Here is a 20,427-nt window from a genome sequence, read left to right as displayed (position 1 = left end):
ATAGACGCAGGAACAACACCACAACAACGCGCACAAAATGCGGTGGATTGCGTGAGAGCATTGCTGGACCAGTGAGGCCGCGGGAGGGCCATCGAGATTGGGCGGTAGATAGGGGATTTTTTTCGCATAGCTGAACCACCCGTTTCATACGCATCATCATGATGGATGATCGCTACCATCAAAACATGCGGCGTGACGGTGCGCAGAACTGTGCATTGTTGAAGACCGGGCGGCCACGGCCAGTCATCCGCTCCCGGCCGTCAGGTGGCACTCTGAATTCCTGCACGCTATAACCCGCGCATCTACGGGAGGCATGGGGAATGCAGATACGGAATGGGCGGATGGCAGCGCCGCCCGCACTGGATGCACTGGATAATAGCATCATCGAAATCCTGCGTACCAACGGGCGGGCGACCAACCAGGACATTGCGCAGCAATTGTCGGTGACCGCCGCTACCGTTTCGGCACGGTTGCAGAAGATGGAGGATGCGCGGGCGATGCGTGTCGTCGCCGTGACCGACTTCGCGGCGAGGGGGTATAATGTCATCATCGCCGTCGGCGTCAGGGTGCAGGGGCGTGGCATTCAGGAAGTGGGGCGCGACCTTGCCAAATTCCCCGAAGTGCTGAGCGTCAATGCCATGAACGGCGGTTATGATCTGGAGCTGATGGTGGCGCTCCATGATTTCTCCGAGGTTCAGGAATTTCTCTACGACCATATCTCCGGCATCGAGGGTGTGGCGCAGATCGATTCCGGCGTGGCGGTGGACATCGTCAAATATGAGTTCAACGTCGTGCCGCTGGGGCCGACATGAGCGCGCCGCTGCTGGATCCGCTGGACCGGAGGATCGTGGACAAGCTGTCCTTCGATGCGCGCATTTCGAACCGGGCGATTGCTGCTGAACTGGGCGTCACGGAAGGGACGATCCGGGCGCGGATAAAGCGGTTGCAGAATGAGGGGCTGATCCATTTCACGGTGGTGACGGATTTCCGCCTCGCGGGGTCGCCCAACCTTTGCATGATGGGGATCAACGCCGATCCGTCGCAGGTGACGGCGATCGCGGAGCAGTTGAGGCGGATGCCGGAGATCAATTGCGTCGTGCTGCTGCTGGGCCGGTTCAATTTGCTGGCGATGGGTCTTTTCACGAATATCGAGCAGCTGAATGACCTGGTTTCGGCAAAGATTCGCACCCTGCCTGGAGTGCAGCGGGTGGAGACGGGGATTTCCGTGCATAATCTGAAATATGAGGCGGGAGTGGCGCGGATTACGCAAATGCCAAAAGGAAATAGCGAAATAAACGCGATTTCTAGGAAAAAGATCGTTGCGGTGGAGTAACAATGCAGGCGGCGGCGATGTCGTTGGTGACGTTGCCGACGGTGCGGAAAAGGTCGGGGATCGCCTCTATCGCCAGGAGTAGTGGGAGCGCCGTCACGGGCACGCCAGCGGCGATGCAGACGGGGGCGATCGTCGCGAAGAAGGAGACTTGCGCGGGAAGGCCGACCGCGCCGAGGCTGACGGGCACGGCGACGAGGGCGATCAGCGCCAGGGTGGCGATGCCGATCGCTACGCCATGCATGTGGCCGAGATAGATGGCGACAGCGACGTTCGCGGCGACGCTGGAGGCGCGGAACAGCGACACGGCCATCGGCAGGACGATGGCGGCGGTTTCTTCCGGAACGTCGAGGTCGCGGGCAGCGTCCACCATGACGGGCAGCGTTGCGAGCGAGGATTGCGTGCCGAGCGCGACTGCCTGGGCCGGGAGGGCCGATCGGGCGAAACGGAAGGGAGAGCGGCGCCCGGCCACAGCTGCCCAGATATAGGCGAGCAGCGTCGCGGCAAGGCAGCAGGCAGCGACGACCGCGATATATTGGGCAAAGGCACCCACCGCGCCGACGCCGAGCTTCGCCCCCGCGCCGAAGGCCAAGGCCGCGATGCCGATGGGCGCGACGGCCAGCACCCAACCGACGATGACCAGCATGGTTTCGACAAGGCCGGTCAGGAGCTTGAGCAAGGCGTCGGCCAGATCCCGAGTGATGCGCGCGATGGCGAAGCCGAAGAAGATCGCGAAGACGACCAGCGGCACCATGGCCGTTTCAGCGGCGGCCTTGATCGGGTTTGCGGGGATGATGCCGCTGTACCATGCGCTCTGCGGCGTAGGGGGCGGCGGCGCCCCGACCGGCGCGAAACCCTGCGCGACTGGCCAGAGGCGCAACAGCCCCTCCGCCAGAAACGCCGCGCAGACCGAAGCTGCCGTCAGCATCAGCGCGAAGAGGATGAGGGCGCGGCCCGCGATGCTGCCAGCGGCGGCGTTGCGAGAGGCAGAAGCGATGCCGGTGACGAGCAAGCCGAAGACCAGCGGCACGACCGTCATGGTCAGCGCGTCGAGCCAGAGGCTGCCGACCGGCTGAAGAATGGTCCCAAGGGTCTGCTGCAGCGGCCCACTGGTAATGATGCCCGCCGCCAAGCCGAGGACAAGGCCAGCCAGCAAGTGCAGGGGTCGCGCCTTTACGGAGATCAATTCGAGGCCGCCCGGCGTTCGATCACCGCGGTGATCAGCGCGATGCGCTCGACATCGGCATAGGCGGGGTTTTCCAGTTCCTCCCCGAACACGTCCGGATCGATTTCGGCATAGCGGAGCAGGCAGTCATGCTCTTGCGCAAGGCTGGAAAGGCGCACCTTCAGTTCGTCGTTGCCGCCGACGATGGCGCTGCCGGTATAAAGGATGAAGCGGCCGTCATCAGCCAGCCGGGGCACGGCCTGCCGCGCCATCGTCAGTGATATCTCAGCCCCGTGCATGCCGCCGCCGTCGCGATAGGCGCGGCCTGCGGAGTCGACGATATAGGGCGGGTTGGCGAGGAGCAGATCGAACGTTCCGCCGATCGGCGACAGATCCCCAGCCTCGCAGAAGCGCGCATCGACACCCGCCGCCTGCGCGTTGATCCGGGCGAGGCGGAGCGCGGCCGGATTGACGTCGGTCATGATGATTTCGACACGCGGGCAATGATGCGCGGCGACGATGCCGCCGACGCCCGCGCCCGTCCCCATGTCGACAAGCCGTGCGCCGTCGCGCTGCGGGCATCGGGACAGTTCATCGCTGATCAGGCGGGCGAAGCGGTAACTGTCCGGCCCGAAGAAGATCGCGTCCTGATCATCGGTGGGATAGGCGGAATGCAGCAGCAGATCAGGGCCGAGCGACGACACGCGGAAGCGGCTTTTGAGACCGTCGCCATGCTGTTCGAGCGCGCTCGCTCGGTCGAGAATATGGAGCAGTTCGGGCTCAAGCAGATCGGCGTCGAATGGCAGCGACCAGCCGAACACGTCGCGCAGGTCGTGGGCGCGGCGCAGTGGCGCGCGTTCGATCAGGCGTGCATGTGTCGCGGGGGTGGGGGTGATGAAATGATAGCCGCGCGCCTTGAGCAGGGCGAGCAGGTCCAGCAGGGCGGCCGCTCTGCCGTCAGTATCAGCGACAGACGGGTTCCAGCCCTGTTCCTGCGACGGATCGTTGTCAAATAGCGCCCCCGATGCCATTTGCTCCATGCATCATTCTCCCTTCCGGCTAGAGAACGCCGGGAACGGCCTATCGGGTCCGGGGCGGGCTCCAAGGGCGTTCAGGAGCACATGGACTTGCTATCTGGCGCTGCGGAGGCAGCGGGACCCCGGGTCAAGCCCGGGGTGACGGAGAAGGAGCCTTCAAAGGCCCGCGTCATTGCCGCGAAGGGTGGGGGTGATGCCGTTCAGGAAGAGTTGGGTCACAAATCGCGCGTGCGCGGCCATTTCGTCGGGGGTCAGGGGAGGACCACCGAACAACAGGCGGCGTTGCCATTCGCCAAAGGCCATGGCGACGAACTGCTTGGCGAAGGCGCGGCTATCCGCTTCCGCGACACCTTCCTTTTCCAGCAATTCCGCGACCGGGCTGACCTGATGCCGTTCAAACTGGTGGCGGGCGATCTGGCGCAGTTCGTCAAATTCGCCGCCCTCCCGATAGATGAGGCGCGCGATGCGGGTGCTGCGCGTGGATGAAAGCTGGCGCTGCATCTCTGTCGCGTAGGTGACGAGCCGGGTGTGCAGGTCGCCTTCGAGGTCGGGCAGGTCAGGCATCAGCTGCGCGCCCGAATGTTCCAGGCTGGCTTCGAAAAGAGCCAGCTTGTCGGGAAAGTGATTGTAGAGCGTTCGGCTCGACACCTCAGCCTTTTCCGCGATGTCGCGCAGGGATGCGGCGTGGAAGCCGGAGCGCGCAAATTCCTCAAGCGCGACGAGGATCAGGTTCATGCGCTTTTGTTCGGCCACCTCCGCCGTCGGGCGGCCCGCACGCCTCTTGATACGCACTTCATTCATCTTTTGCCTCGTCGCGCAGCCGGAGAAGAATGGCAAGCATAGTAATGATTGACTAATTACACGATAATGTGAAAATTCCCTGATCGATTCCGGCGGGGAGCCGGACAGGTGAAGAGCGGAAATCAACCCGGGAGAGAATGATGGAACTGCCTTTTGGTGCGGAACAGGATATCGACTTCATGTTCCTGAAGTTGGTCGTCCATGACATCGGGAAGTCCGAAGCCTTCTACAAGTCCGTGTTCGGGCTGGTGGAAATGAACCGGATGGACGCGAAGATCACTGGGCGCGATGTTGTCGAAATCGTTTATCAGCCGACTTACAAGGGTGGTCCGCTGTTCATCCTGGCGAGCTTTCCCGAGGACACGCAGCCTGCGAACAATGAATCCATCATCGGCTTTGCGAGCGGAGACCTTGGCGCCTGTTTGCAACGCGTCGAGAAGGCGGGGGGCACGGTGGTGGAAGACCGGGAGGTTCCCGGCTTTGGGCGCCATGCCTTCGTGAAGGACCCTGAAGGGCATCTCCTTCAGATCAGCCAGCGGCAGGGCTGAGCGGGTCGTGCTTGAAGGCGCGGGCCGCAACCGGGGCGCGACGTCGCGTCCCGGAATGTGGCCCGATTACCGACACGGTCCGGGGCACCAGAGACTTTGCTTGTGATGCCAAATCAAACCGACATAAGGAGAGGTCGAGTTTAGGTTTTTGGACAGAGCATGCCGCGCACGGGAAAAGGGATAGAAAAGGCTGACACTGGCGAGGCGAAAGCGGCCGGGCAGCACGCTGCCGCGCGCCGGACGGGGAGGCCGCCGAACAAGAAGGCGGGCCAGATTGATGAAGCCATCCTGACGGCGGCGCGGGACTTGTTCCTGTCGACGGGGTATGAAGCGACGTCGATGGAGGCGGTGGCCCAGGCGGCGGCGGTGTCGAAACGAACGCTCTATGCGCGCCATCCGACCAAGGAAGCGCTGATGAAAGCGGTGGTCGAGGACCGGGTTCAGCGATGGTCGAGCGATGCCAGCGCGGGCAATGCAGACCTGCCGGAGCCATTTCCCGACCGGCTGAAGCGCCACGCTCAGATTTTGATGGCGTCGCTGGGCAATCCCGAAGTCGCGCAGTTCGACCGGCTGATACTGACCACCGCGTCACGCTTTCCGGAGATCGCGCAGAGCTTTTATCAGATCGGCTATCGCTATGAGCTTCAGTTCCTGACCGGCGAGATTGTCGCGGGGACGAAGGACGACCCGGCGCCGCCAGTCGAACCCGAGCGCGTGGCGCGGCAGTTGCTCAGCATGATACAGGGCTGGCGCAGGACGGAAGAAACGATCCGGGAGGTGAGCCGGGACGAGGCTGCGCGCTTTGCCGCAGATGCGGTGGACGTCCTGCTGCGCGGACGGGAAAGCTGGTGATCGGGCTGGCCGGGATGAACCACCCCGGCCAGAAAAGCGGTGATTATTTCTTGGCGGGGAGCTTCGCGAGGTCTGCGTCGATGGCGGCAAGAACCTTGTCCGTGATGTCATCGGGCGAATATTGCTGAATATCCTTGAGCGTCATCGCGCGGGCCATATCAACCTGATCATTGGTGGTCATGCCGGGGACGTGCTTTTCCAGGACAGCCTTGGCGGCCGGATCGTCGAGCAGTGTGCCGAGTTCGGTCGAAGCGGTGGAGTAGGCCGTCTGCGCGAAGGCGGGCATGGGCGACATTGCAATCAGGGCCGCCGCGATCATCCAGTTCTTCATCATGGTCTCCGTTTAACTGTGGCGAGAAACTATTGCAGCATTGCGGACAACGCAACGCACATGTTTACTTCTGCCCGAATATCCCGATATGCCTTTCGCGCTGCTGAACGTGGCTGGGTTTCGGGACGGTGCTTCTGAAGGCAGGGCGCTGACAAGCATGAAGGGGGATGATGGGATGGCGAAGGGTAGAAGCAAGGCGTGGCGTGTCATCAAATGGGTGGCGATCATCGTCCTGCTGGCGGTAGCCATCCTGGTGGCGATGACCGTGCGGGCGATTGGTCCGGGTAATTTTGGACGCATCGTGCTGGGCGTGGGCGCGAGTTATGACGAGACGCCGCCTATCCTGCCTGCGCTGTCGGACAAGGCGATCCTCATCTTTTCCAAGACCAATGGCTTTCGCGACGATGAGCAGATCGTGGCGGCGAACCGCGCGATTGCGGAGATCGCGAAGCAGCGGGGGTGGAGCAGCTACACGACCGAAAATGCGGCCATATTCAATCCCGCGCAGCTGAAGCGGTTCAAGGCGGTGGTGTGGAGCAGCGTCAGCGGCGATGTGCTGACGCCGACTCAGCGTGACGCTTTCCGTGACTGGCTGGAAAAGGGCGGCGGCTTTGTCGGGCTGCATGGTGCCGGTGGCGATCCGCAATATGCGTGGCGCTGGTATGTCGACAATCTGATCGGCGCGCAGTTCATCGGCCATATAATGGGTCCGCAGTTTCAGGAGGCGACGCTGAACGTCGAGGATCGCGATCATCCCGCGACCCGAGAGTTGCCCAAGACGTGGCGGCGGACGGATGAATGGTACAGCTTCGACGCGAGCCCGCGCGCCAAGGGCTATCGCATCCTCGTCACCATCGATGAGAAAAGCTACAGTCCGCTGCAGAAGCTGACATCCTTCACCAAGGCGAAGGACATCCGCATGGGCGCGGATCACCCGATGGTGTGGACGCATTGCGTGGGCGATGGCCGCGCTTTCTATTCGGCGCTGGGCCATGCCGCGTCGACCTATGGCGAGCCGCTGCATCGCAAGATGATCGGAGGGGCGATCGCCTGGGCGGCGGGGCTGGAGGGGTCGCGCTGTGCTGGCGGCGAAGAGGTTCTGCCCGCGCGCTGAGCCATTTTCCTGGTCGTCGGGACGATGCATAAGGACCGCCAGGCTCCTATATCGAGCCAGACGATGGCCGGGGCGCTGCACCGCCCCTGCCGACAGGTAAAGGAAAATGCCATGCAGGATGATCCTGTTGTGATTGCTGGCTATGCCCGGACGCCCATGGGCGGCTTTCAGGGTGTGCTTTCGCCGCTGAAGGCCACTGATCTGGGCGCTGCGGCGGTGAAGGCCGCGATGGAGCGGGCAGGGGCTCCGGTGGATGCGATCGACCGCATCTATATGGGCTGCGTACTGCCTGCGGGGCTGGGTCAGGCGCCCGCGCGGCAGGCGGCTCTGGGTGCGGGGCTCGGCCTCAATACGGAGGCCACCACCGTCAACAAGATGTGCGGTTCGGGCATGCAGGCAGCGATCATGGCGCAGGAGGCGCTGATGGCGGGGGCGGCCGATCTGGTCGTGGCGGGCGGCATGGAAAGCATGACCAACGCCCCCTATGCGCTGCCAAAGCACCGGTCGGGCGCGCGGATCGGCCATGACCGGATCATCGATACGATGATGATGGACGGGCTGGAAGATGCCTATGAGCCGGGCAAGGCGATGGGCGTCTTTGCCGAGGACGCGGTGCGCGACTATCAATTTACCCGTGCGGAGCAGGACGCCTATGCGGTGCGATCGCTGGAACGGGCACAGGCGGCGATCGCGAGCGGCGCTTTCCGGCGGGAGATTGCCGCGGTGACGGTGCGGGGCCGTGGCGGCGATACTGTGGTCGACACGGACGAGCAGCCGGGGAAGGCGCGGCCGGACAAGATTCCGTCGCTCAAGCCCGCTTTCGTTACCGATGGGACGATCACGGCGGCGAACAGCTCCTCCATTTCCGATGGCGCGGCGGCGCTGGTGATGACGCGGCGGAGCGTGGCCGAGCGGCTGGGGCTGCCGGTGGTCGCAACGGTGGTGGCAAGCGCTGCCCATGCGCATGAACCATCACGCTTCACCACGGCGCCCGTCCCGGCAATGCGCAAGCTGCTGGAAAAGGCGGGCTGGCAGGTGGAGGATGTCGACCTGTTCGAGGTGAACGAAGCCTTTGCCGTGGTGGCGATGATCGCCGCGAAGGAGCTAGGCATTCCGGCTGACAAGCTGAACGTGAATGGCGGCGCCACCGCGCTGGGGCATCCGATCGGCGCTTCGGGAGCGCGCATCGTGGCGACGCTGCTGGCCGCATTGCAGGAGCGCGGCCTGAAGCGCGGGGTGGCGAGCCTGTGCATTGGTGGCGGGGAAGCGACGGCAATGGCGCTGGAGCTGGCCTGACATAGCGGGCGGCTTTCCTTTTCGCCGGAGGCCGGTAAGCGGGTGGCGGATGATCGGCTTTTGGGGAGCAGGCTGGGCATGAAGGCGGTGGGTTTCAGGCAGGGCGGCCCGATCGATCGGGAGGATGCGCTGATCGACATCGAGGTCGCCGATCCGTCGCCCGGCCCTCGCGACCTGATCGTTCGTGTCCATGCCGTGTCGGTGAACCCGGTCGATACGAAGCTGCGTGGCGGCGCCAAGCCTGCGGACGAGCCGATGGTGCTGGGTTATGATGCGGCGGGCGTGGTGGAAGCCGTTGGCTCGGAGGTGACGTTGTTCGCGCCGGGCGACGAGGTCTTCCATGCGGGCACGGTGAAGCGGCCGGGCACCAATGCTGAATTGCATGCGGTTGACGAACGCCTGGTTGGCCGCAAGCCACGCTCGATCGACTTTGCGCAAGCGGCGGCGCTGCCCCTGACGGGGCTGACGGCTTGGGAACTGCTGTTCGACCGGCTGCGCGTCCCGCGCGGCGGGGGTGAGGGGCAGTCGATCCTGATCGTCAATGGCGCGGGCGGCGTCGGTTCGATGCTGGTGCAGCTGGCCCGGCAGCTGACGAAGCTGCGCGTCATCGCGACGGCCTCGCGCGCCGAGAGCATCGCATGGGTGAGGCAGATGGGCGCGCATGATGTGATCGACCATCGCGCCCCGCTGCATGACGGGCTGAGCGGGATCGGTGTAAAGTCGGTCGATTTCATCGCCAGCCTGGCCGCCAGCGACCGGCATCTGCCCGCCTATGCCCGCATCATCGCGCCGCAGGGCAGGCTGGCCCTTATCGATGACGTGAAGAGCTTCGACATCGTGCCGCTGCGGCAGAAGTCGGTCACGGTGGCATGGGAAGGCGTGTTCACGCGCTCCATCTACGGAACGTCCGACATGGTCGAGCAGCATCATGCCTTGTGCGAGATCGCGCGGCTGGTGGACGAGGGCGTGTTGCAGGGAACGATGACACGCGATCTGGGACCGATGAGCGCGGCGGCGCTGAGGCAGGCGCATGCGTTGGTGGAAACCGGCACGGCCATCGGCAAGCTGGTTCTTCGGGGCATCCCGAAGAGCTGAATCCAGAGCAGATTCCGATCCGATGGCATCGGTTCGGCTGCTCTAAAATTTTGCTTTTTGCCGCGTTTTCCGGGCCAGCAGATGATTCCATCTGCCTGGAAAACGCTCTAGTCGCCCCTGACGATGCAGCGGAAGCCGATATGGCTGGTGGAGCTGTCGATCGCCTGCGCGTGGCGGGCGGCGGGGCGGTAGCGCTGGCAATAGTTGGCGGCGCAAAGATGCGATCCGCCCTTCAGCACCTTTCGCGGGATCGGCGTGTGCGGCATGGCCGGGTCCAGGCTTTCCCGCTTCGTGCCGCCCCTTGGGTTGGCGGGGACGCAGCAGCTTCCCTTCGCCTTGCGCTCGATGCGCGGCTGGGCGTACCAGTCGGTCGTCCATTCCCAGACATTGCCGATCATGTCGTAGAGATCGAAGCCGTTCGCCGGATAGCTTTTGACGGGCGAGGTCCGTTCATAGCCGTCCTCAAGCGTGTTGCCATAGGGGAAGGCGCCCTGCCAATAATTGGCCAGCATCTTGCCACCGGGCGCGAGCTCGTCACCCCAGGCATATTCGCTGTTATCGAGGCCGCCCCTGGCCGCAAATTCCCATTCCGCCTCGGTCGGCAAAAGCTTCCCCGCCCATTTGGCGTAGGCTTCCGCATCGGGGAAGGCGACGTGCACGACCGGATGGTCCTCCAACCCCGCTATGCTTGTGTCCGGCCCGTGGGGATGACGCCAATCGGTGCCGAAGCTGAACGTCCACCACTGGCTGTAATCCACGAGGTCGACCGGACCCCGCGTCCGCTGGAACAGCAAGGAGCCTGCATTGGCCATGGCGGGGTCCATGCCGGGATAGTCACGCGGGTCGGGCGCTGTCTCAGCCAGCGTGCGATGCCCGGTCGCTTCGACAAAGCGCGCGAAATCGGCGTTGGTGACAGGCGTTTCATCGATCCAGAAAGGATCGACGCGCACTTGGCGCGAGGGCGCTTCCTCGGGATAGAAATTGTCCGATCCCATGCGGAAAGTCCCGCCGGGAACGTGGCGCATGCCCGCCCTCATCGTGCCGCTTGATCCTTTGCCCGAAGTGATAGCCTGCCGTTCATGCTTTCGAGGGAGCCCCATAGCATAGGGTAGCGCGTGGCTTAAAGCGGTGATGATCGCACCCCGTTGAGGAAAATCGCCACGGCGCTGTCGGCCCAGCGTTCCAGATCTTGCGGGCTCCACTTTCTGATCCCGAGCGCGGTGGAGCGGAGGGGGGCGGCGAGGACCATGTCCTGGAACATGAGCATGGCGCTTGCGGGATCATCGCAGCAAATCTCGCCGCTTTCCGAAGCTTGCTCGATGATGTGCAGGACCAGGAGGCGGGCGGGGAAGGATTGGTTGTCATCGGCGGCGTGGGCGAGTTCGGGGAAGCGGTGGGCCTCGGCGGTGATGATGGTGTACATCCGCACCATCTTCGGGTCGAGCATGGCTGCCAATATCTGGCGCGCCGCTGTGCCGAGCCGGGCGGCCAGGCTGGCGTCGCCCGAGGGCTGTACCGGAAACTTGGGTTTGAGCAGTCTTTCGCTGACAGCCAGGAACAGTTTTTCCTTGCTGCCGAACCGCGCATAGATGGTCTGCTTGCTCGTGCCAGCCGCAGTGGCGATCGCTTCGATGCTGGCTCCGGAAAATCCCTGGGCGAGGAAAATCCGTTCGGCGGCGTCCAGGATCGCGTGGCTGAGGCGTAACGCGGTTGCGGTGTCCGGGCGTCCACCTTTTTCCCTCGCTTGCCTGACCGTTCCCATCTGCAATTTTCCTTTCCGGCCGGAGGTTGATGTTTTTCGCTCCAGCTTAACTTGACGGATAGACAAGTTATCGTCAACCTCATGTCAAATTGAATCAGAGCTGGCGGGCGACTCTCGCCTGGGGGAGAGATGAATGTCTGACGTCGCGATGGCTGCCCTGGATCATGACCCGCGCAAGAAGCCGGATCACGCACCCGTTCCGCCTGGTGGGAAGGCGATAACGGATTGGGGCCTCGCCATCGAAGCGCCGCTGCATGTCGCTGATCCGGACGCTCATTCGTGGGACGAGCAAGCGGATATGGTGGTCGTGGGCCTGGGGGGCGCGGGGATCGCGGCTGCCTTGCACGGATTGGAAGAGGGCCTGAGCGTCATTGCCGTCGATCAATATGATGGCGGTGGGTCGTCGGCGGCCAATGGCGGCGTCTATTATGCCGGTGGCGGAACGTCGATCCAGCGCGAAGCCGGGATCACGGATGATCCGGAGCGCATGTTCGCCTATCTGAAGATGGAGACGGGCGGCATCGTTTCCGACGAGACGCTGCGCGATTTCTGCGAGAGCAGCGCAGGGACGTTCGAATGGCTGCGCAGCCACGGCGCGCCGTTCCAGGCAAGCTATCATCCCGGCAAGACCTCTTATCCGCCCATCGACAAATTCCTCTATCATCCTGACAGCAGCCTGGCGGGGCCTTATCGCGACCTGACGCAGCCCGCCGCGCGTGGCCACCGGGTTCATTTCCGCAATGGCAACAAGCCCTGGGGCGTGGGTGCGGGCATGTACAATGCCTTGCGGGCGAGCGCCCTCGCCAAGGGCATGATGTTCCGATCCGGGGCGGAAGCCCGGCAACTGGCGCTGGACAGCGAAGGCCGCGTCATCGGCGTGCGGATCGAGGAGTTTGCCGAGCCCGAGACGCGGCGCAAACATTCGCGCCACATCGCCCTTGCCAGCAAATGGATGTCGATGCTGCCCGGCACTTTTCCGGGATCACGTATCACCATTGCCGTGGGCTATCGCTATCTCGCCAAGGCACGGAGCCTGGAGAGCAGTGTGCGCAAGAGCAGTTGGATCCGGGCGCGCAAGGGATTGGTGCTGAGCGCTGGAGGCTTCATCTGCAATCCGCCGATGGTCGAACATTTCGCGCCCGAATATGCGCCGGGACTGCCCAATGGCACGCTGGGCGACAATGGCAGCGGGATCATGCTGGGCGTGACGGCTGGCGCCGCGACCGAGTTGATGGGGCGCGTGTCCGCATGGCGCTTCCTCTCTCCGCCCGAAGCATGGGGGCAGGGGATGCTGGTCAATGGCCGTGGCGAACGCTTCGTCAACGAGACCTGGTATGGCGCGCGGATCGGCGACGAGATGGTCGAGCGCAATGGCGGGCGGGGCTACATCATATTGGACCGCAGATTGTTCCGGAAGGCGCTGCGCGATGCTTTCCGCCGTGGCACACTGGGCTTTCAGCGGGACATCACGATCGTCAACTGCTTCTTCGCCGCCAAGAAGGGACGGACGCCCGAAGATCTGGCGCGGAAGATGGGTTTCGACCCCGCGACGTTTGCGGCGGAGGTCGCTGCTTATAATCGCGCGGCAAAAGGAGAGATCAAGGATCGGTTCCACAAGGCGGCGGATGAGATGCTGCCGTTGGAAAAGGGCCCCTATTACGCCATCGATGCGTCGGTCGATGCGCAGCTTTTCCCCATCGCCTGCATGACGGTGGGCGGGCTGGCGGTGGACGAGCGGACGGGGCAGGTGCGCCGCGATGGCGGGTTGGTTCCGGGGCTATACGCCGCCGGGCGCAACGCGGTCGGCATCTGTTCCAACCTGTATGTCAGCGGTCTTTCCTATGCCGACTGCATCTATTCCGGCCGACGCGCTGCTCGCGCGATCGCGGGCGGCGCCAGTTCGGAATAGTCGCAGGCGCTGTCGTCAGGACCTGTTGCCGCCCGCTTCGCTGAAGACGTCGTTGACGAGAGTGGCGCGGCTGTCGTCGTTCAGGTCGATCGATACCAGGATGGGCGTTTCCAGCGGTGCGTCGTCGCGTTCTTCTTCCAGAGGAGCGGCGGCGTCGCTTCCGCTGATCTCCTCGCCGACACTGTTGTTCGAGCCTTGAGGTTCGATGAAGATGTCGGTGCGTTCGAACCCATGTTCCTGCACCAGATGTTCCACCGCCAGTTCAGCCTCGCGGCGGGTTGAAAAACTATATTCTATCTTCGTGCTCATTGCATTCTCCTGGAACCGCCATGGATATGACCGGTGGCACCGGACACAAGTCCATTGTTGTTCGTAGAAATGCGCGGGAAGGACATTGGTTCTAGGGGTGCATTTAATTTAGCATGATTGCCGGATCGCCGCGCTTTCACTGCATGATCTCTGTTCATCCTGTGTTTAGACACGACAGGGCGACGGAAAAGCTGCGGCAAGTCGTTGAACTAATTCATTCCCCTTGCGCTGTGCACTGACCTCATGCGCTGCATCAGGACAATCATGGAAGGAGAGCATTATGCGCAACGGAATGATTATCGCTACTCTGGCCGCCGCGGGCCTGCTTGGAACGAGCGCGATCGCTCAAACGACGGCAGGCGGTGGCGTATCGGCGTCCACTCCTGAAGGTTCGGTGGTTGGCGGCGCGACCGCAGGCAGCAACGACCGCGCCCACGGCAAGCACAAGGCAAAGCGCCATGACCGTGAGAGCCGCCGCGACGGCGCGACATCCAATTCGGCATCCACCTATGGTTCGGGCACCATCTATACCGATCGTGATCGTGCGACGGGCGGCGTGACGGCTGGCGGTTCGGCCAGCGGCACGGGATCGCAGAGCACTTCGACGTCGATTGACGCCTATGGATCGACGGATCGCAATGGCTCGACCGGCGAGGTCTATGGTGATTCCACGGCGAATTCCACCAACCCGTCTCGCTGATTTTACTCCCACCTTTTGGGGACAAGCATGCTTGTCCCCAAGAAAGGTGTCACCATGGGACCCATCATCATGATGATCGCGGCGGCGGCAGGCGTTCAGTCGTCAGATGGAACGTGCCGTCGCACCCATATTTTCGCTGATGGCCGTGTCGAAACCTCTGTCATAGCGGATGATGGCCAAGGCGCTTCAGCTGCGTCGAGCAGTTCGCATGGCACGCATGCTTCGTCGCATGTCAGTGCATCTTCCTCATCGGCAGGCGGGTCCAGGGCATCGTCCAGTGCGTCCAGCTCGTCCGATGGTTCCGGGCGATCCATGACAGTGGCGCGCGGGCCGGAAGGATGCCGGATCATCATCGACGAGCGACCGGAAAGGAACGAATGATGAAGCGAGCAATAGCTATAATCCTGGCGTCGGCCTGTCTGGCTGGCGCGGGCGGCGTTTCCGCGCAGACCAACAGCGCGGCTTCCCAATCCTCCACCCCGACGACAGGCGACGTGTCCGCTGGCACCTATGGTTCCGGCACCACGGACGCGAACAGCGTCGGCGTATCGGGTGGCGGCACCGCCACGGCCGCAGATGGCGGCACGGCGACCACGGACTCGCGCGCCAAGTTCAATGACAATATGGCGCGGCAGCGCTCCGTTGCCACGGCACGCGATGATGACGAGCGGGCGCGGTCAATGACCAACACCCATGTGCGCAAGGATGGGCAGGTTCGATCCCGCTCCATGTCGATCTACAAGGAACGTGGCGAAAAGCCCGTGATCGATCGTCAGACGGCGACGTCCAAATAGCTGGCCATGGCTGCACAGGGCGAGCCCCTTCGATGGGCCGCCCTGCGCAGGGTCCCTTACCGGGTGCGGATGGTCACCTTGTCGACCTTCGCGCGGCTGATGGGGTAGCCGAGCGGGGCGTCGGCCGGATAGCTGCCCACGGGCGCTCCCGTGTCGAGGCCCACGCCGAACGTTTCGTGAATGCTGAAGAAGACGGGGTTGGCCGGGATGGTATCGGAAGCGATCGGCTGATCGTCCACCGTCATCTTCAACGTGCCGCCCTTGCCAAAGCCGCCGCCCGCATAGTCGAAATCCACCTGGATGCTGTGCTTGCCCGATGACAGGGGAGCAGGGCCGACGAGGTCGACGGTCTTCACATCGTAGAGACGATAAGTGAATTTGGGCCGTCCTTCGCCATCGAGATAGAGCGCCATGCCGGAGTCCGTGCCGCCGAGCGCAGCAACGACGCCGCGCGCGCCGGGGGTCGCATCGATGGTGGCCCGCATGGTCCAGGAACGGCTGAACAGGCGAGGCAGCGATACCTCTGGAACGCCGATGTCGCCTTGGCGATAGTCCGCAGCGCGGCGGCCGCCGGTCGGATCGGGAAGCCTGCCCTTGTCGAGCACCTGGCCGCCCAGCGGCAGGAGCTGATTGGCCGCGGCTTCCGTCATGAAAAGCGCCTTCAACTCTTCCAGCTTCTTCGGGTTCTTCGCGGCAAGATCATTGGACTGGGAGAAGTCGGTGCGAAGGTCGTACAGTTCCCACTCGTCTTCTTCCAGCGGGCGCTCCCTTGGGGCATAGGCCATCCAGGGATAGCGGCCATGGAAGGCCGAGGCCATCCAGCCATCATGATAGATGGCGCGATTGCCGAAGACTTCGAAATATTGGGTCGTGTGCCGCTCGCGCGCCTTGGGATCGTTGAAGCTGTAGGCGAGGCTGACGCCGTTCATCGGCTTTTGCCGCACGCCATCGACTTCGGCTGGTGTCGGGATGCCGGTGACTTCCAATATGGTGGGGACGATGTCGTTCACATGGCCGAACTGGCTGCGGATGCCGCCCTTCTGCTCGATCCGGTTGGGCCAGCTGAGCACCATGCCGTTACGCGTTCCGCCAAGATGGGAGGCGACGGTCTTCGTCCATTGGAAGGGTGTATCCGACGCCCAGGCCCAGGCGGAGTTGACATGGGCATAGGTCGAAGGGCCGCCGATTTCATCGATGCGGGCGAATGACTTTGCGTCAGGCGAGGGCGACACGCCGGTCAGCCTGCCCATATAATCGAGGCTGCCTTCCAGCCCGCCTTCCGCGCTCGCGCCATTGTCGCCGACGACATAGATGAAGAGCGTGTTGTCGAACTGGCCGTTAGCCTTGAGTTCGTCGACCAGCTTGCCCACTTGCGCGTCGGTGTGCGCGAGAAAAGCGGCGTAGCTTTCCATCAGGCGCGAGGAGAAGCGCTTCTGTTCGGGGGTCAGGCTGTCCCAAGTGGGCATTTCCGCCGGGCGCGGCGTCAACTTGGTGTTGGCCGGGATCACGCCCAGCTTCTTTTGACGCGCGAAAATCTCTTCGCGCATCTTGTCCCAGCCCTGGTCGAACTTGCCGCGATATTTGTCGATCCATTCCTTGGGCACCTGGATCGGGGCATGGATGCCGCCCGGCGCAAAATAGAGGAAGAAGGGTTGGCCGGGCGCTGAGGAGCCGATGGTGTGAACCCAATCCGCCGCGCGGGCAGCGAGATCTTCCGTCAGGTGATAATTGTCGCCCGCTGGCCGCATGACTGGCGTGGTGCCCTGATAGAGTGTCGGGTTGAACTGATCGGTCTCCCCACCCTGAAAGCCGTAGAAGGTGTCGAAGCCCTCTCCCGTAGGCCAGCGGTCGAACGGGCCCGCCTGGCTCAGTTCCCAATCGGGCGTCTGGTGCCATTTGCCAAAGGCCCCGGTCGCATAGCCATTTTCACGCAGGATACGGGCGATCGTTGCGGTATCCTTGCCCTGGAACCCGCTATAGCCTGGCCGCCCGTCGGCGGAATTCATGACGGAGCCGATCCCGGTGGCATGCGGATTACGGCCGGTCAGCAGGGATGCGCGGGTCGGCGAGCAGATCGCGGTTGTGTGGAAGCGATTGTAGCGCAGCCCATCGCGGGCCAGCCGGTCGAGCGTCGTCGTTTGCGCCGGGCCGCCGAACGTCGAGGTGGCGCCAAAGCCAACATCATCGAGCAGCACGAGAACGATGTTGGGCGCTCCCTTCGGGGCTTGGCGCACATATTGAGGTAACGAAGGGGCGGCCGCGGGGGCTGAGGTTGTGGCGGGAGGCTGGGCATGGGCCATTGCGGCCACTCCAGCCGCTGAGAGAGCCAGGGTTCTTAAAAGCCGCCGCACATTCTTCATCTCGCCAACCTCTTCCGTCATTTATGTACGATACTATATAGTACAGATGGCCATGGCAATGATTTAGCGTCATGCCTATGCGCGTGCATGTCCAAGCTTGACCTCTCCCCACTAAAATCTGCAGAGACGCACGACAATTCAGGGCGGAATCAAAAGCCGTGGCGCGAGGGGATGAGCGAGTGAGCAGGGAAGAATCTGTCGAAGCCGGCGGCAGGACCAGTTTGCGGCGGGCCCATGTCGCGCTTGGCATATTCCTTCTCGCCTACATATTGTCCTTCGTCGACCGGCAGATTTTGAGCCTGATGGTCGAGCCGATCAAACAGGATCTGGGCCTCAGCGATTTGCAGGTCGGCTTGTTGCAGGGGCTGGCCTTCGCCATGCTGTACGCGGTCGTTGGGATCCCCATCGGCATGCTGGCCGACAGGATCAGCCGCCGCCGGATCATCGCGGTGGGCGTATTATTCTGGAGCGCCTGCACGGCCCTTTGCGGCTTTGCGGGAAGCTATGCCCATCTGTTCGCCGCGCGGATGGGCGTGGGATTGGGCGAAGCGTCGCTTTCTCCATCCGCCCATAGCTGGCTGAGCGATGCCTATCCGCCCGCGCAGCTTTCACGGGCGATGGCGATCTACAATCTCGGCATCACGATCGGCGGCGGACTGGCGTTGCTGGTGGGGGGCGCTGTGGTTGACATGGTCGCCGAGCAGGGGGCCTTGATGGTTCCCGGAGTCGGGCCGATGCCGACATGGCGCGCGGCCTTCATTCTGGTGGCGCTGCCCGGCCTGGTGGTGACGGCGCTTGTTTTCCTCGCGCGTGAACCGGCGCGCCGGGCGGGATGGGTAAGCGCGGGCATGCCGTTGCGCGCCGCGCTGTCGCATCTGCGCGCGCATTGGCGGACGTTCGCTGCGATCTACGGCAATTCCACAATGCTGGGGATCATGGGTTATGGCCTGATGGCCTGGTATCCGACGCTGCTGATCCGGACGTTCGGCATGACGCCGGGGCAGGCGTCGCTCCGTCTCGGCTTGATCTATCTCGTCCTCGGGAGCCTCGGGTCGCTGGCTGGCGGGTTCGCGGGGGAGAGGCTGTCGCTGAAGGGCGTTCGCGATGCCAATTTGCGGATGACGATGATCCTCGCCTTCCTGTGCCTGGTCCCGGCCGCCCTTGCGCCGATCATGTCGTCGGCGACGCTGTTGCTGCTGTTCTTCTCCCTGCTGACCTTTTGCTTCAACGGCTATTTTGGCTGCTCGCTGGCCGCGATTCAGCTTGCAACGCCGCCGAGCATGCGGGCGACGGGCGCTGCGCTGTTCCTGCTTGCCAACAGTCTGGTGGGGCTGTCGCTGGGTACTGCCATCGTGCCGTTGATCGACAGCGCCTTGTTTGGCGGGCAGGGACAGATCGGCCCGGCGCTGGCGACGGTGGGCTTCTGTGCGTCGCTCTTCGCTGCTCTGGCCGCATGGTCCGGCCTGCGCAGCTATGCGGTGACGAGCGAGGCGGTGGCGCGCGGCTGAGTGGCCCGATTTCGTGCCTGGCCGGGTGATATTGTTGATTATAGCCTTGGTTATAGCTGGCGCCAAAGGCCCCCGTTTCCGGGACGTTTCAACATATTAACCATCAAGGCGGCGATGTTGCCTTCACTTCGACCTCGGAACCCGAGGGCCGAGATGCTGGTTGGCTGCCCGCAGGTTATCCTGCAGTGCGACCCAAACTGCCCTGCCTTCTGATCAGGAGGTGGGGCTCTTTGTGTCTGGAACAGCTCAGGCCACTGGCCGCAGATGGTCAGGCAGATCGTCGGCCGAATAATCGCGGCACTCGATCCGGGGCGAAGCGCTGTAGGTGCTGAAATGTTCAAGCGGCATGGCAGAGCCGCAAAAAGTACATTCGGCAGTCATCCGGCCGATGATCCATTGTTGCCGGTCACATCCGGGACAATGGTTTGGCTCATCTTCCCGATAGAGGGGTGAATAGCTATATGTTGCCGACCAACCTGTCGCGCTTTCCATCCGCATTGATTTGCCTCATTTTTTTGACGACCTGTCAATGTAACGGAAGGCGCGACGTTCAGTTGCATGGACCTTGCTGCAGATCATGCAGCTAAGCAGCCTGTATGTTGATCCGGTTCAGGACAGCAATTTGATGATCGAGGAGAAATCCTGACCCGCTTCCCCCTTGTTCGCGAGCAGCTGGTAGAGGCTTTCCGCCTGCGCCCCCATGGGCACGCTGGCGTTGACCGACGCTGCTGCTTCGAGTGCGAGTTTGAGGTCCTTCAGCATAAGGGCGACGGCAAAACCGCCGTTATAGCCATTGTCGGCGGGTGATTGGGGGCCGACGCCCGGGACGGGGCAGTAGCTGGTCATGGACCAGCTTTGCCCTGACGAGACGCTGGAGATATCGTAGAAGGTCTGCGCGTCGAGCCCGATCTTTTCCGCCATGGCAAAGGCTTCGCAGGTCGCCACCATGGTGGCGCCGAGCAGCATGTTGTTGCAGATTTTCGCCGCCTGGCCATTGCCGTCGCTGCCGGCGTGGATCACCGCCTTGCCCATGGCGGACAGGATGGGCTTTGCCTTGGCGAACGCGTCATCGTCGCCGCCGACCATGAAGGTGAGCGACCCGGCACTGGCCGCCGCGATGCCGCCGGAAACGGGTGCGTCGGCCATCTGGAAGCCCTTCGCCTTCGCTGCGGCGATCACTCGGCGGGCGGTTGCCACGTCGATGGTCGAGCAATCGAGGAATAGCGCACCGGGTTTGGCGGCGCCGAACACCTCACCGGTATAGACGGCTTCCACATGCTTGCCCGCCGGAAGCATGGTGACGACGGCATCCGCGCCGGTGACTGCTTCGGCAGCGCTGCCCGTGCGGATCGCGCCTGCTGCCTCTGCCTTGGCAAGCGCGTCGTCGGACAGGTCGAAGGCGCGGACGGTGAAGCCGTTCTTCGCAAGATTGGCGGCCATTCCGCCGCCCATGTTGCCCAGGCCAATGAAGGCGATCGTTTCAGTCATCCTGCTTCGTCCTTATCTTGATGCACAG

The 20,427-nt window shown here is 63.2% G+C and carries 21 protein-coding genes; 11 read left to right on the top strand and 10 right to left on the bottom strand.

Going from position 1 to position 20,427, the window contains the following annotated elements:
• Positions 1-341 precede the first annotated feature (341 nt).
• Positions 342-812: an Lrp/AsnC family transcriptional regulator gene (locus SPHS8_RS14570; protein ID WP_201516144.1), complete on the top strand. Its 471-nt coding sequence runs from the start codon at positions 342-344 to the stop codon at positions 810-812.
• On the top strand, positions 809-1,333 hold the full coding sequence (locus SPHS8_RS14565) for an Lrp/AsnC family transcriptional regulator (protein WP_201516143.1): 525 nt from the start codon (positions 809-811) through the stop codon (positions 1,331-1,333). Before SPHS8_RS14570 ends, SPHS8_RS14565 begins: the two co-directional genes overlap by 4 nt.
• On the opposite strand, the gene SPHS8_RS14560 is transcribed toward SPHS8_RS14565, so the two are convergent.
• From SPHS8_RS14560 to SPHS8_RS14550, 3 genes are all read right to left on the bottom strand, one after another.
• Positions 1,305-2,486: a dicarboxylate/amino acid:cation symporter gene (locus tag SPHS8_RS14560; RefSeq protein WP_236575179.1), complete on the bottom strand. Its 1,182-nt coding sequence runs from the start codon at positions 2,484-2,486 to the stop codon at positions 1,305-1,307. The genes SPHS8_RS14565 and SPHS8_RS14560 overlap by 29 nt on opposite strands.
• A 26-nt stretch (positions 2,487-2,512) precedes the next feature.
• Entirely contained in the window at positions 2,513-3,535 is a 1,023-nt protein-coding gene (locus SPHS8_RS14555; RefSeq protein ID WP_236575178.1) for a methyltransferase, read from the bottom strand.
• 153 nt (positions 3,536-3,688) lie between these two features.
• Positions 3,689-4,333, bottom strand: coding sequence for a TetR/AcrR family transcriptional regulator (locus SPHS8_RS14550; RefSeq protein WP_236575177.1), 645 nt, complete (start codon positions 4,331-4,333; stop codon positions 3,689-3,691).
• 137 nt (positions 4,334-4,470) lie between these two features.
• Here SPHS8_RS14550 and SPHS8_RS14545 point away from each other — a divergent pair, with 137 nt between their 5' ends.
• Both SPHS8_RS14545 and SPHS8_RS14540 read left to right on the top strand, forming a co-directional pair.
• Positions 4,471-4,881, top strand: a complete 411-nt coding sequence (locus tag SPHS8_RS14545) for a VOC family protein (RefSeq protein ID WP_201531143.1) — start codon at positions 4,471-4,473, stop codon at positions 4,879-4,881.
• 159 nt (positions 4,882-5,040) lie between these two features.
• Positions 5,041-5,733, top strand: a complete 693-nt coding sequence (locus tag SPHS8_RS14540; RefSeq protein ID WP_201516140.1) for a TetR/AcrR family transcriptional regulator — start codon at positions 5,041-5,043, stop codon at positions 5,731-5,733.
• Positions 5,734-5,776: 43 nt separating this feature from the next.
• On the opposite strand, the gene SPHS8_RS14535 is transcribed toward SPHS8_RS14540, so the two are convergent.
• Positions 5,777-6,067 carry a hypothetical protein gene (locus tag SPHS8_RS14535; RefSeq protein ID WP_328805341.1) on the bottom strand — a complete coding sequence of 97 codons (291 nt, stop codon included), beginning with the start codon at positions 6,065-6,067 and terminating at the stop codon, positions 5,777-5,779.
• A 172-nt stretch (positions 6,068-6,239) separates the two neighbouring features.
• Between SPHS8_RS14535 and SPHS8_RS14530 the strand changes: the two genes are divergently transcribed.
• The 3 genes from SPHS8_RS14530 (at position 6,240) to SPHS8_RS14520 (ending at position 9,569) form a co-directional block, all read left to right on the top strand.
• Entirely contained in the window at positions 6,240-7,178 is a 939-nt protein-coding gene (locus SPHS8_RS14530) for a ThuA domain-containing protein (RefSeq protein WP_201516138.1), read from the top strand.
• Between the two features lie 111 nt (positions 7,179-7,289).
• The gene (locus tag SPHS8_RS14525; protein ID WP_201516137.1) at positions 7,290-8,474 is read left to right on the top strand and encodes an acetyl-CoA C-acyltransferase; all 1,185 of its coding nucleotides are present in this window, start codon (positions 7,290-7,292) and stop codon (positions 8,472-8,474) included.
• A gap of 78 nt (positions 8,475-8,552) precedes the next feature.
• The gene (locus tag SPHS8_RS14520; RefSeq protein WP_201516136.1) at positions 8,553-9,569 is read left to right on the top strand and encodes a zinc-binding alcohol dehydrogenase family protein; all 1,017 of its coding nucleotides are present in this window, start codon (positions 8,553-8,555) and stop codon (positions 9,567-9,569) included.
• 107 nt (positions 9,570-9,676) lie between these two features.
• Here SPHS8_RS14520 and SPHS8_RS14515 read toward each other — a convergent pair whose 3' ends face one another.
• Both SPHS8_RS14515 and SPHS8_RS14510 read right to left on the bottom strand, forming a co-directional pair.
• Positions 9,677-10,594 (bottom strand): formylglycine-generating enzyme family protein, encoded by a 918-nt coding sequence (locus SPHS8_RS14515; RefSeq protein ID WP_201516135.1) that lies wholly within the window; start codon positions 10,592-10,594, stop codon positions 9,677-9,679.
• A 95-nt stretch (positions 10,595-10,689) separates the two neighbouring features.
• Positions 10,690-11,331, bottom strand: a complete 642-nt coding sequence (locus tag SPHS8_RS14510; protein WP_201516134.1) for a TetR/AcrR family transcriptional regulator — start codon at positions 11,329-11,331, stop codon at positions 10,690-10,692.
• Between the two features lie 133 nt (positions 11,332-11,464).
• Here SPHS8_RS14510 and SPHS8_RS14505 point away from each other — a divergent pair, with 133 nt between their 5' ends.
• Positions 11,465-13,240 (top strand): FAD-binding protein, encoded by a 1,776-nt coding sequence (locus SPHS8_RS14505; protein WP_236575176.1) that lies wholly within the window; start codon positions 11,465-11,467, stop codon positions 13,238-13,240.
• 15 nt (positions 13,241-13,255) lie between these two features.
• Here SPHS8_RS14505 and SPHS8_RS14500 read toward each other — a convergent pair whose 3' ends face one another.
• Positions 13,256-13,549 (bottom strand): hypothetical protein, encoded by a 294-nt coding sequence (locus SPHS8_RS14500; protein WP_201516133.1) that lies wholly within the window; start codon positions 13,547-13,549, stop codon positions 13,256-13,258.
• A gap of 280 nt (positions 13,550-13,829) precedes the next feature.
• On the opposite strand from SPHS8_RS14500, the gene SPHS8_RS14495 reads away from it, so the two are divergent.
• Positions 13,830-14,249 (top strand): hypothetical protein, encoded by a 420-nt coding sequence (locus SPHS8_RS14495; protein WP_201516132.1) that lies wholly within the window; start codon positions 13,830-13,832, stop codon positions 14,247-14,249.
• 377 nt (positions 14,250-14,626) lie between these two features.
• Positions 14,627-15,043 (top strand): hypothetical protein, encoded by a 417-nt coding sequence (locus tag SPHS8_RS14490; RefSeq protein ID WP_201531145.1) that lies wholly within the window; start codon positions 14,627-14,629, stop codon positions 15,041-15,043.
• 56 nt (positions 15,044-15,099) lie between these two features.
• Here the strand turns inward: SPHS8_RS14490 and SPHS8_RS14485 are convergent, their stop codons facing one another.
• A complete protein-coding gene (locus tag SPHS8_RS14485; protein ID WP_236575175.1) occupies positions 15,100-17,424 on the bottom strand; it encodes an arylsulfatase in 2,325 nt (774 codons plus the stop codon).
• Positions 17,425-17,582: 158 nt separating this feature from the next.
• Between SPHS8_RS14485 and SPHS8_RS14480 the strand changes: the two genes are divergently transcribed.
• On the top strand, positions 17,583-18,911 hold the full coding sequence (locus tag SPHS8_RS14480) for an MFS transporter (RefSeq protein WP_201516129.1): 1,329 nt from the start codon (positions 17,583-17,585) through the stop codon (positions 18,909-18,911).
• A 246-nt stretch (positions 18,912-19,157) separates the two neighbouring features.
• Here the strand turns inward: SPHS8_RS14480 and SPHS8_RS20610 are convergent, their stop codons facing one another.
• Positions 19,158-19,292: a hypothetical protein gene (locus SPHS8_RS20610; protein ID WP_268933213.1), complete on the bottom strand. Its 135-nt coding sequence runs from the start codon at positions 19,290-19,292 to the stop codon at positions 19,158-19,160.
• A 228-nt stretch (positions 19,293-19,520) separates the two neighbouring features.
• Positions 19,521-20,399, bottom strand: a complete 879-nt coding sequence (mmsB, locus tag SPHS8_RS14475) for a 3-hydroxyisobutyrate dehydrogenase (RefSeq protein ID WP_201516128.1) — start codon at positions 20,397-20,399, stop codon at positions 19,521-19,523.
• Between the last annotated feature and the right edge of the window lie 28 nt (positions 20,400-20,427).

Source organism: Sphingobium sp. S6 (genome assembly GCF_905120495.1).
GTDB lineage: Bacteria > Pseudomonadota > Alphaproteobacteria > Sphingomonadales > Sphingomonadaceae > Sphingobium > Sphingobium agri.
The sequence above is the reverse complement of the archived record's forward strand: the minus strand, read 5'-3'. Positions and strand labels throughout refer to the sequence as shown.

Bases quoted from the DNA above. Each gene is read 5' to 3' on its own strand.
- SPHS8_RS14570 (WP_201516144.1), top strand. From the start codon at position 342: ATGGCAGCGCCGCCCGCACTGGATGCACTGGATAATAGCATCATCGAA.
- SPHS8_RS14565 (WP_201516143.1), top strand. From the start codon at position 809: ATGAGCGCGCCGCTGCTGGATCCGCTGGACCGGAGGATCGTGGACAAG.
- SPHS8_RS14555 (WP_236575178.1), bottom strand. From the start codon at position 3,535: ATGGAGCAAATGGCATCGGGGGCGCTATTTGACAACGATCCGTCGCAG.
- SPHS8_RS14550 (WP_236575177.1), bottom strand. From the start codon at position 4,333: ATGAATGAAGTGCGTATCAAGAGGCGTGCGGGCCGCCCGACGGCGGAG.
- SPHS8_RS14545 (WP_201531143.1), top strand. From the start codon at position 4,471: ATGATGGAACTGCCTTTTGGTGCGGAACAGGATATCGACTTCATGTTC.
- SPHS8_RS14540 (WP_201516140.1), top strand. From the start codon at position 5,041: ATGCCGCGCACGGGAAAAGGGATAGAAAAGGCTGACACTGGCGAGGCG.
- SPHS8_RS14535 (WP_328805341.1), bottom strand. From the start codon at position 6,067: ATGATGAAGAACTGGATGATCGCGGCGGCCCTGATTGCAATGTCGCCC.
- SPHS8_RS14530 (WP_201516138.1), top strand. From the start codon at position 6,240: ATGGCGAAGGGTAGAAGCAAGGCGTGGCGTGTCATCAAATGGGTGGCG.
- SPHS8_RS14525 (WP_201516137.1), top strand. From the start codon at position 7,290: ATGCAGGATGATCCTGTTGTGATTGCTGGCTATGCCCGGACGCCCATG.
- SPHS8_RS14520 (WP_201516136.1), top strand. From the start codon at position 8,553: ATGAAGGCGGTGGGTTTCAGGCAGGGCGGCCCGATCGATCGGGAGGAT.
- SPHS8_RS14515 (WP_201516135.1), bottom strand. From the start codon at position 10,594: ATGCGCCACGTTCCCGGCGGGACTTTCCGCATGGGATCGGACAATTTC.
- SPHS8_RS14510 (WP_201516134.1), bottom strand. From the start codon at position 11,331: ATGGGAACGGTCAGGCAAGCGAGGGAAAAAGGTGGACGCCCGGACACC.
- SPHS8_RS14505 (WP_236575176.1), top strand. From the start codon at position 11,465: ATGTCTGACGTCGCGATGGCTGCCCTGGATCATGACCCGCGCAAGAAG.
- SPHS8_RS14500 (WP_201516133.1), bottom strand. From the start codon at position 13,549: ATGAGCACGAAGATAGAATATAGTTTTTCAACCCGCCGCGAGGCTGAA.
- SPHS8_RS14495 (WP_201516132.1), top strand. From the start codon at position 13,830: ATGCGCAACGGAATGATTATCGCTACTCTGGCCGCCGCGGGCCTGCTT.
- SPHS8_RS14490 (WP_201531145.1), top strand. From the start codon at position 14,627: ATGATGAAGCGAGCAATAGCTATAATCCTGGCGTCGGCCTGTCTGGCT.
- SPHS8_RS14485 (WP_236575175.1), bottom strand. From the start codon at position 17,424: ATGACGGAAGAGGTTGGCGAGATGAAGAATGTGCGGCGGCTTTTAAGA.
- SPHS8_RS20610 (WP_268933213.1), bottom strand. From the start codon at position 19,292: ATGACTGCCGAATGTACTTTTTGCGGCTCTGCCATGCCGCTTGAACAT.
- mmsB (WP_201516128.1), bottom strand. From the start codon at position 20,399: ATGACTGAAACGATCGCCTTCATTGGCCTGGGCAACATGGGCGGCGGA.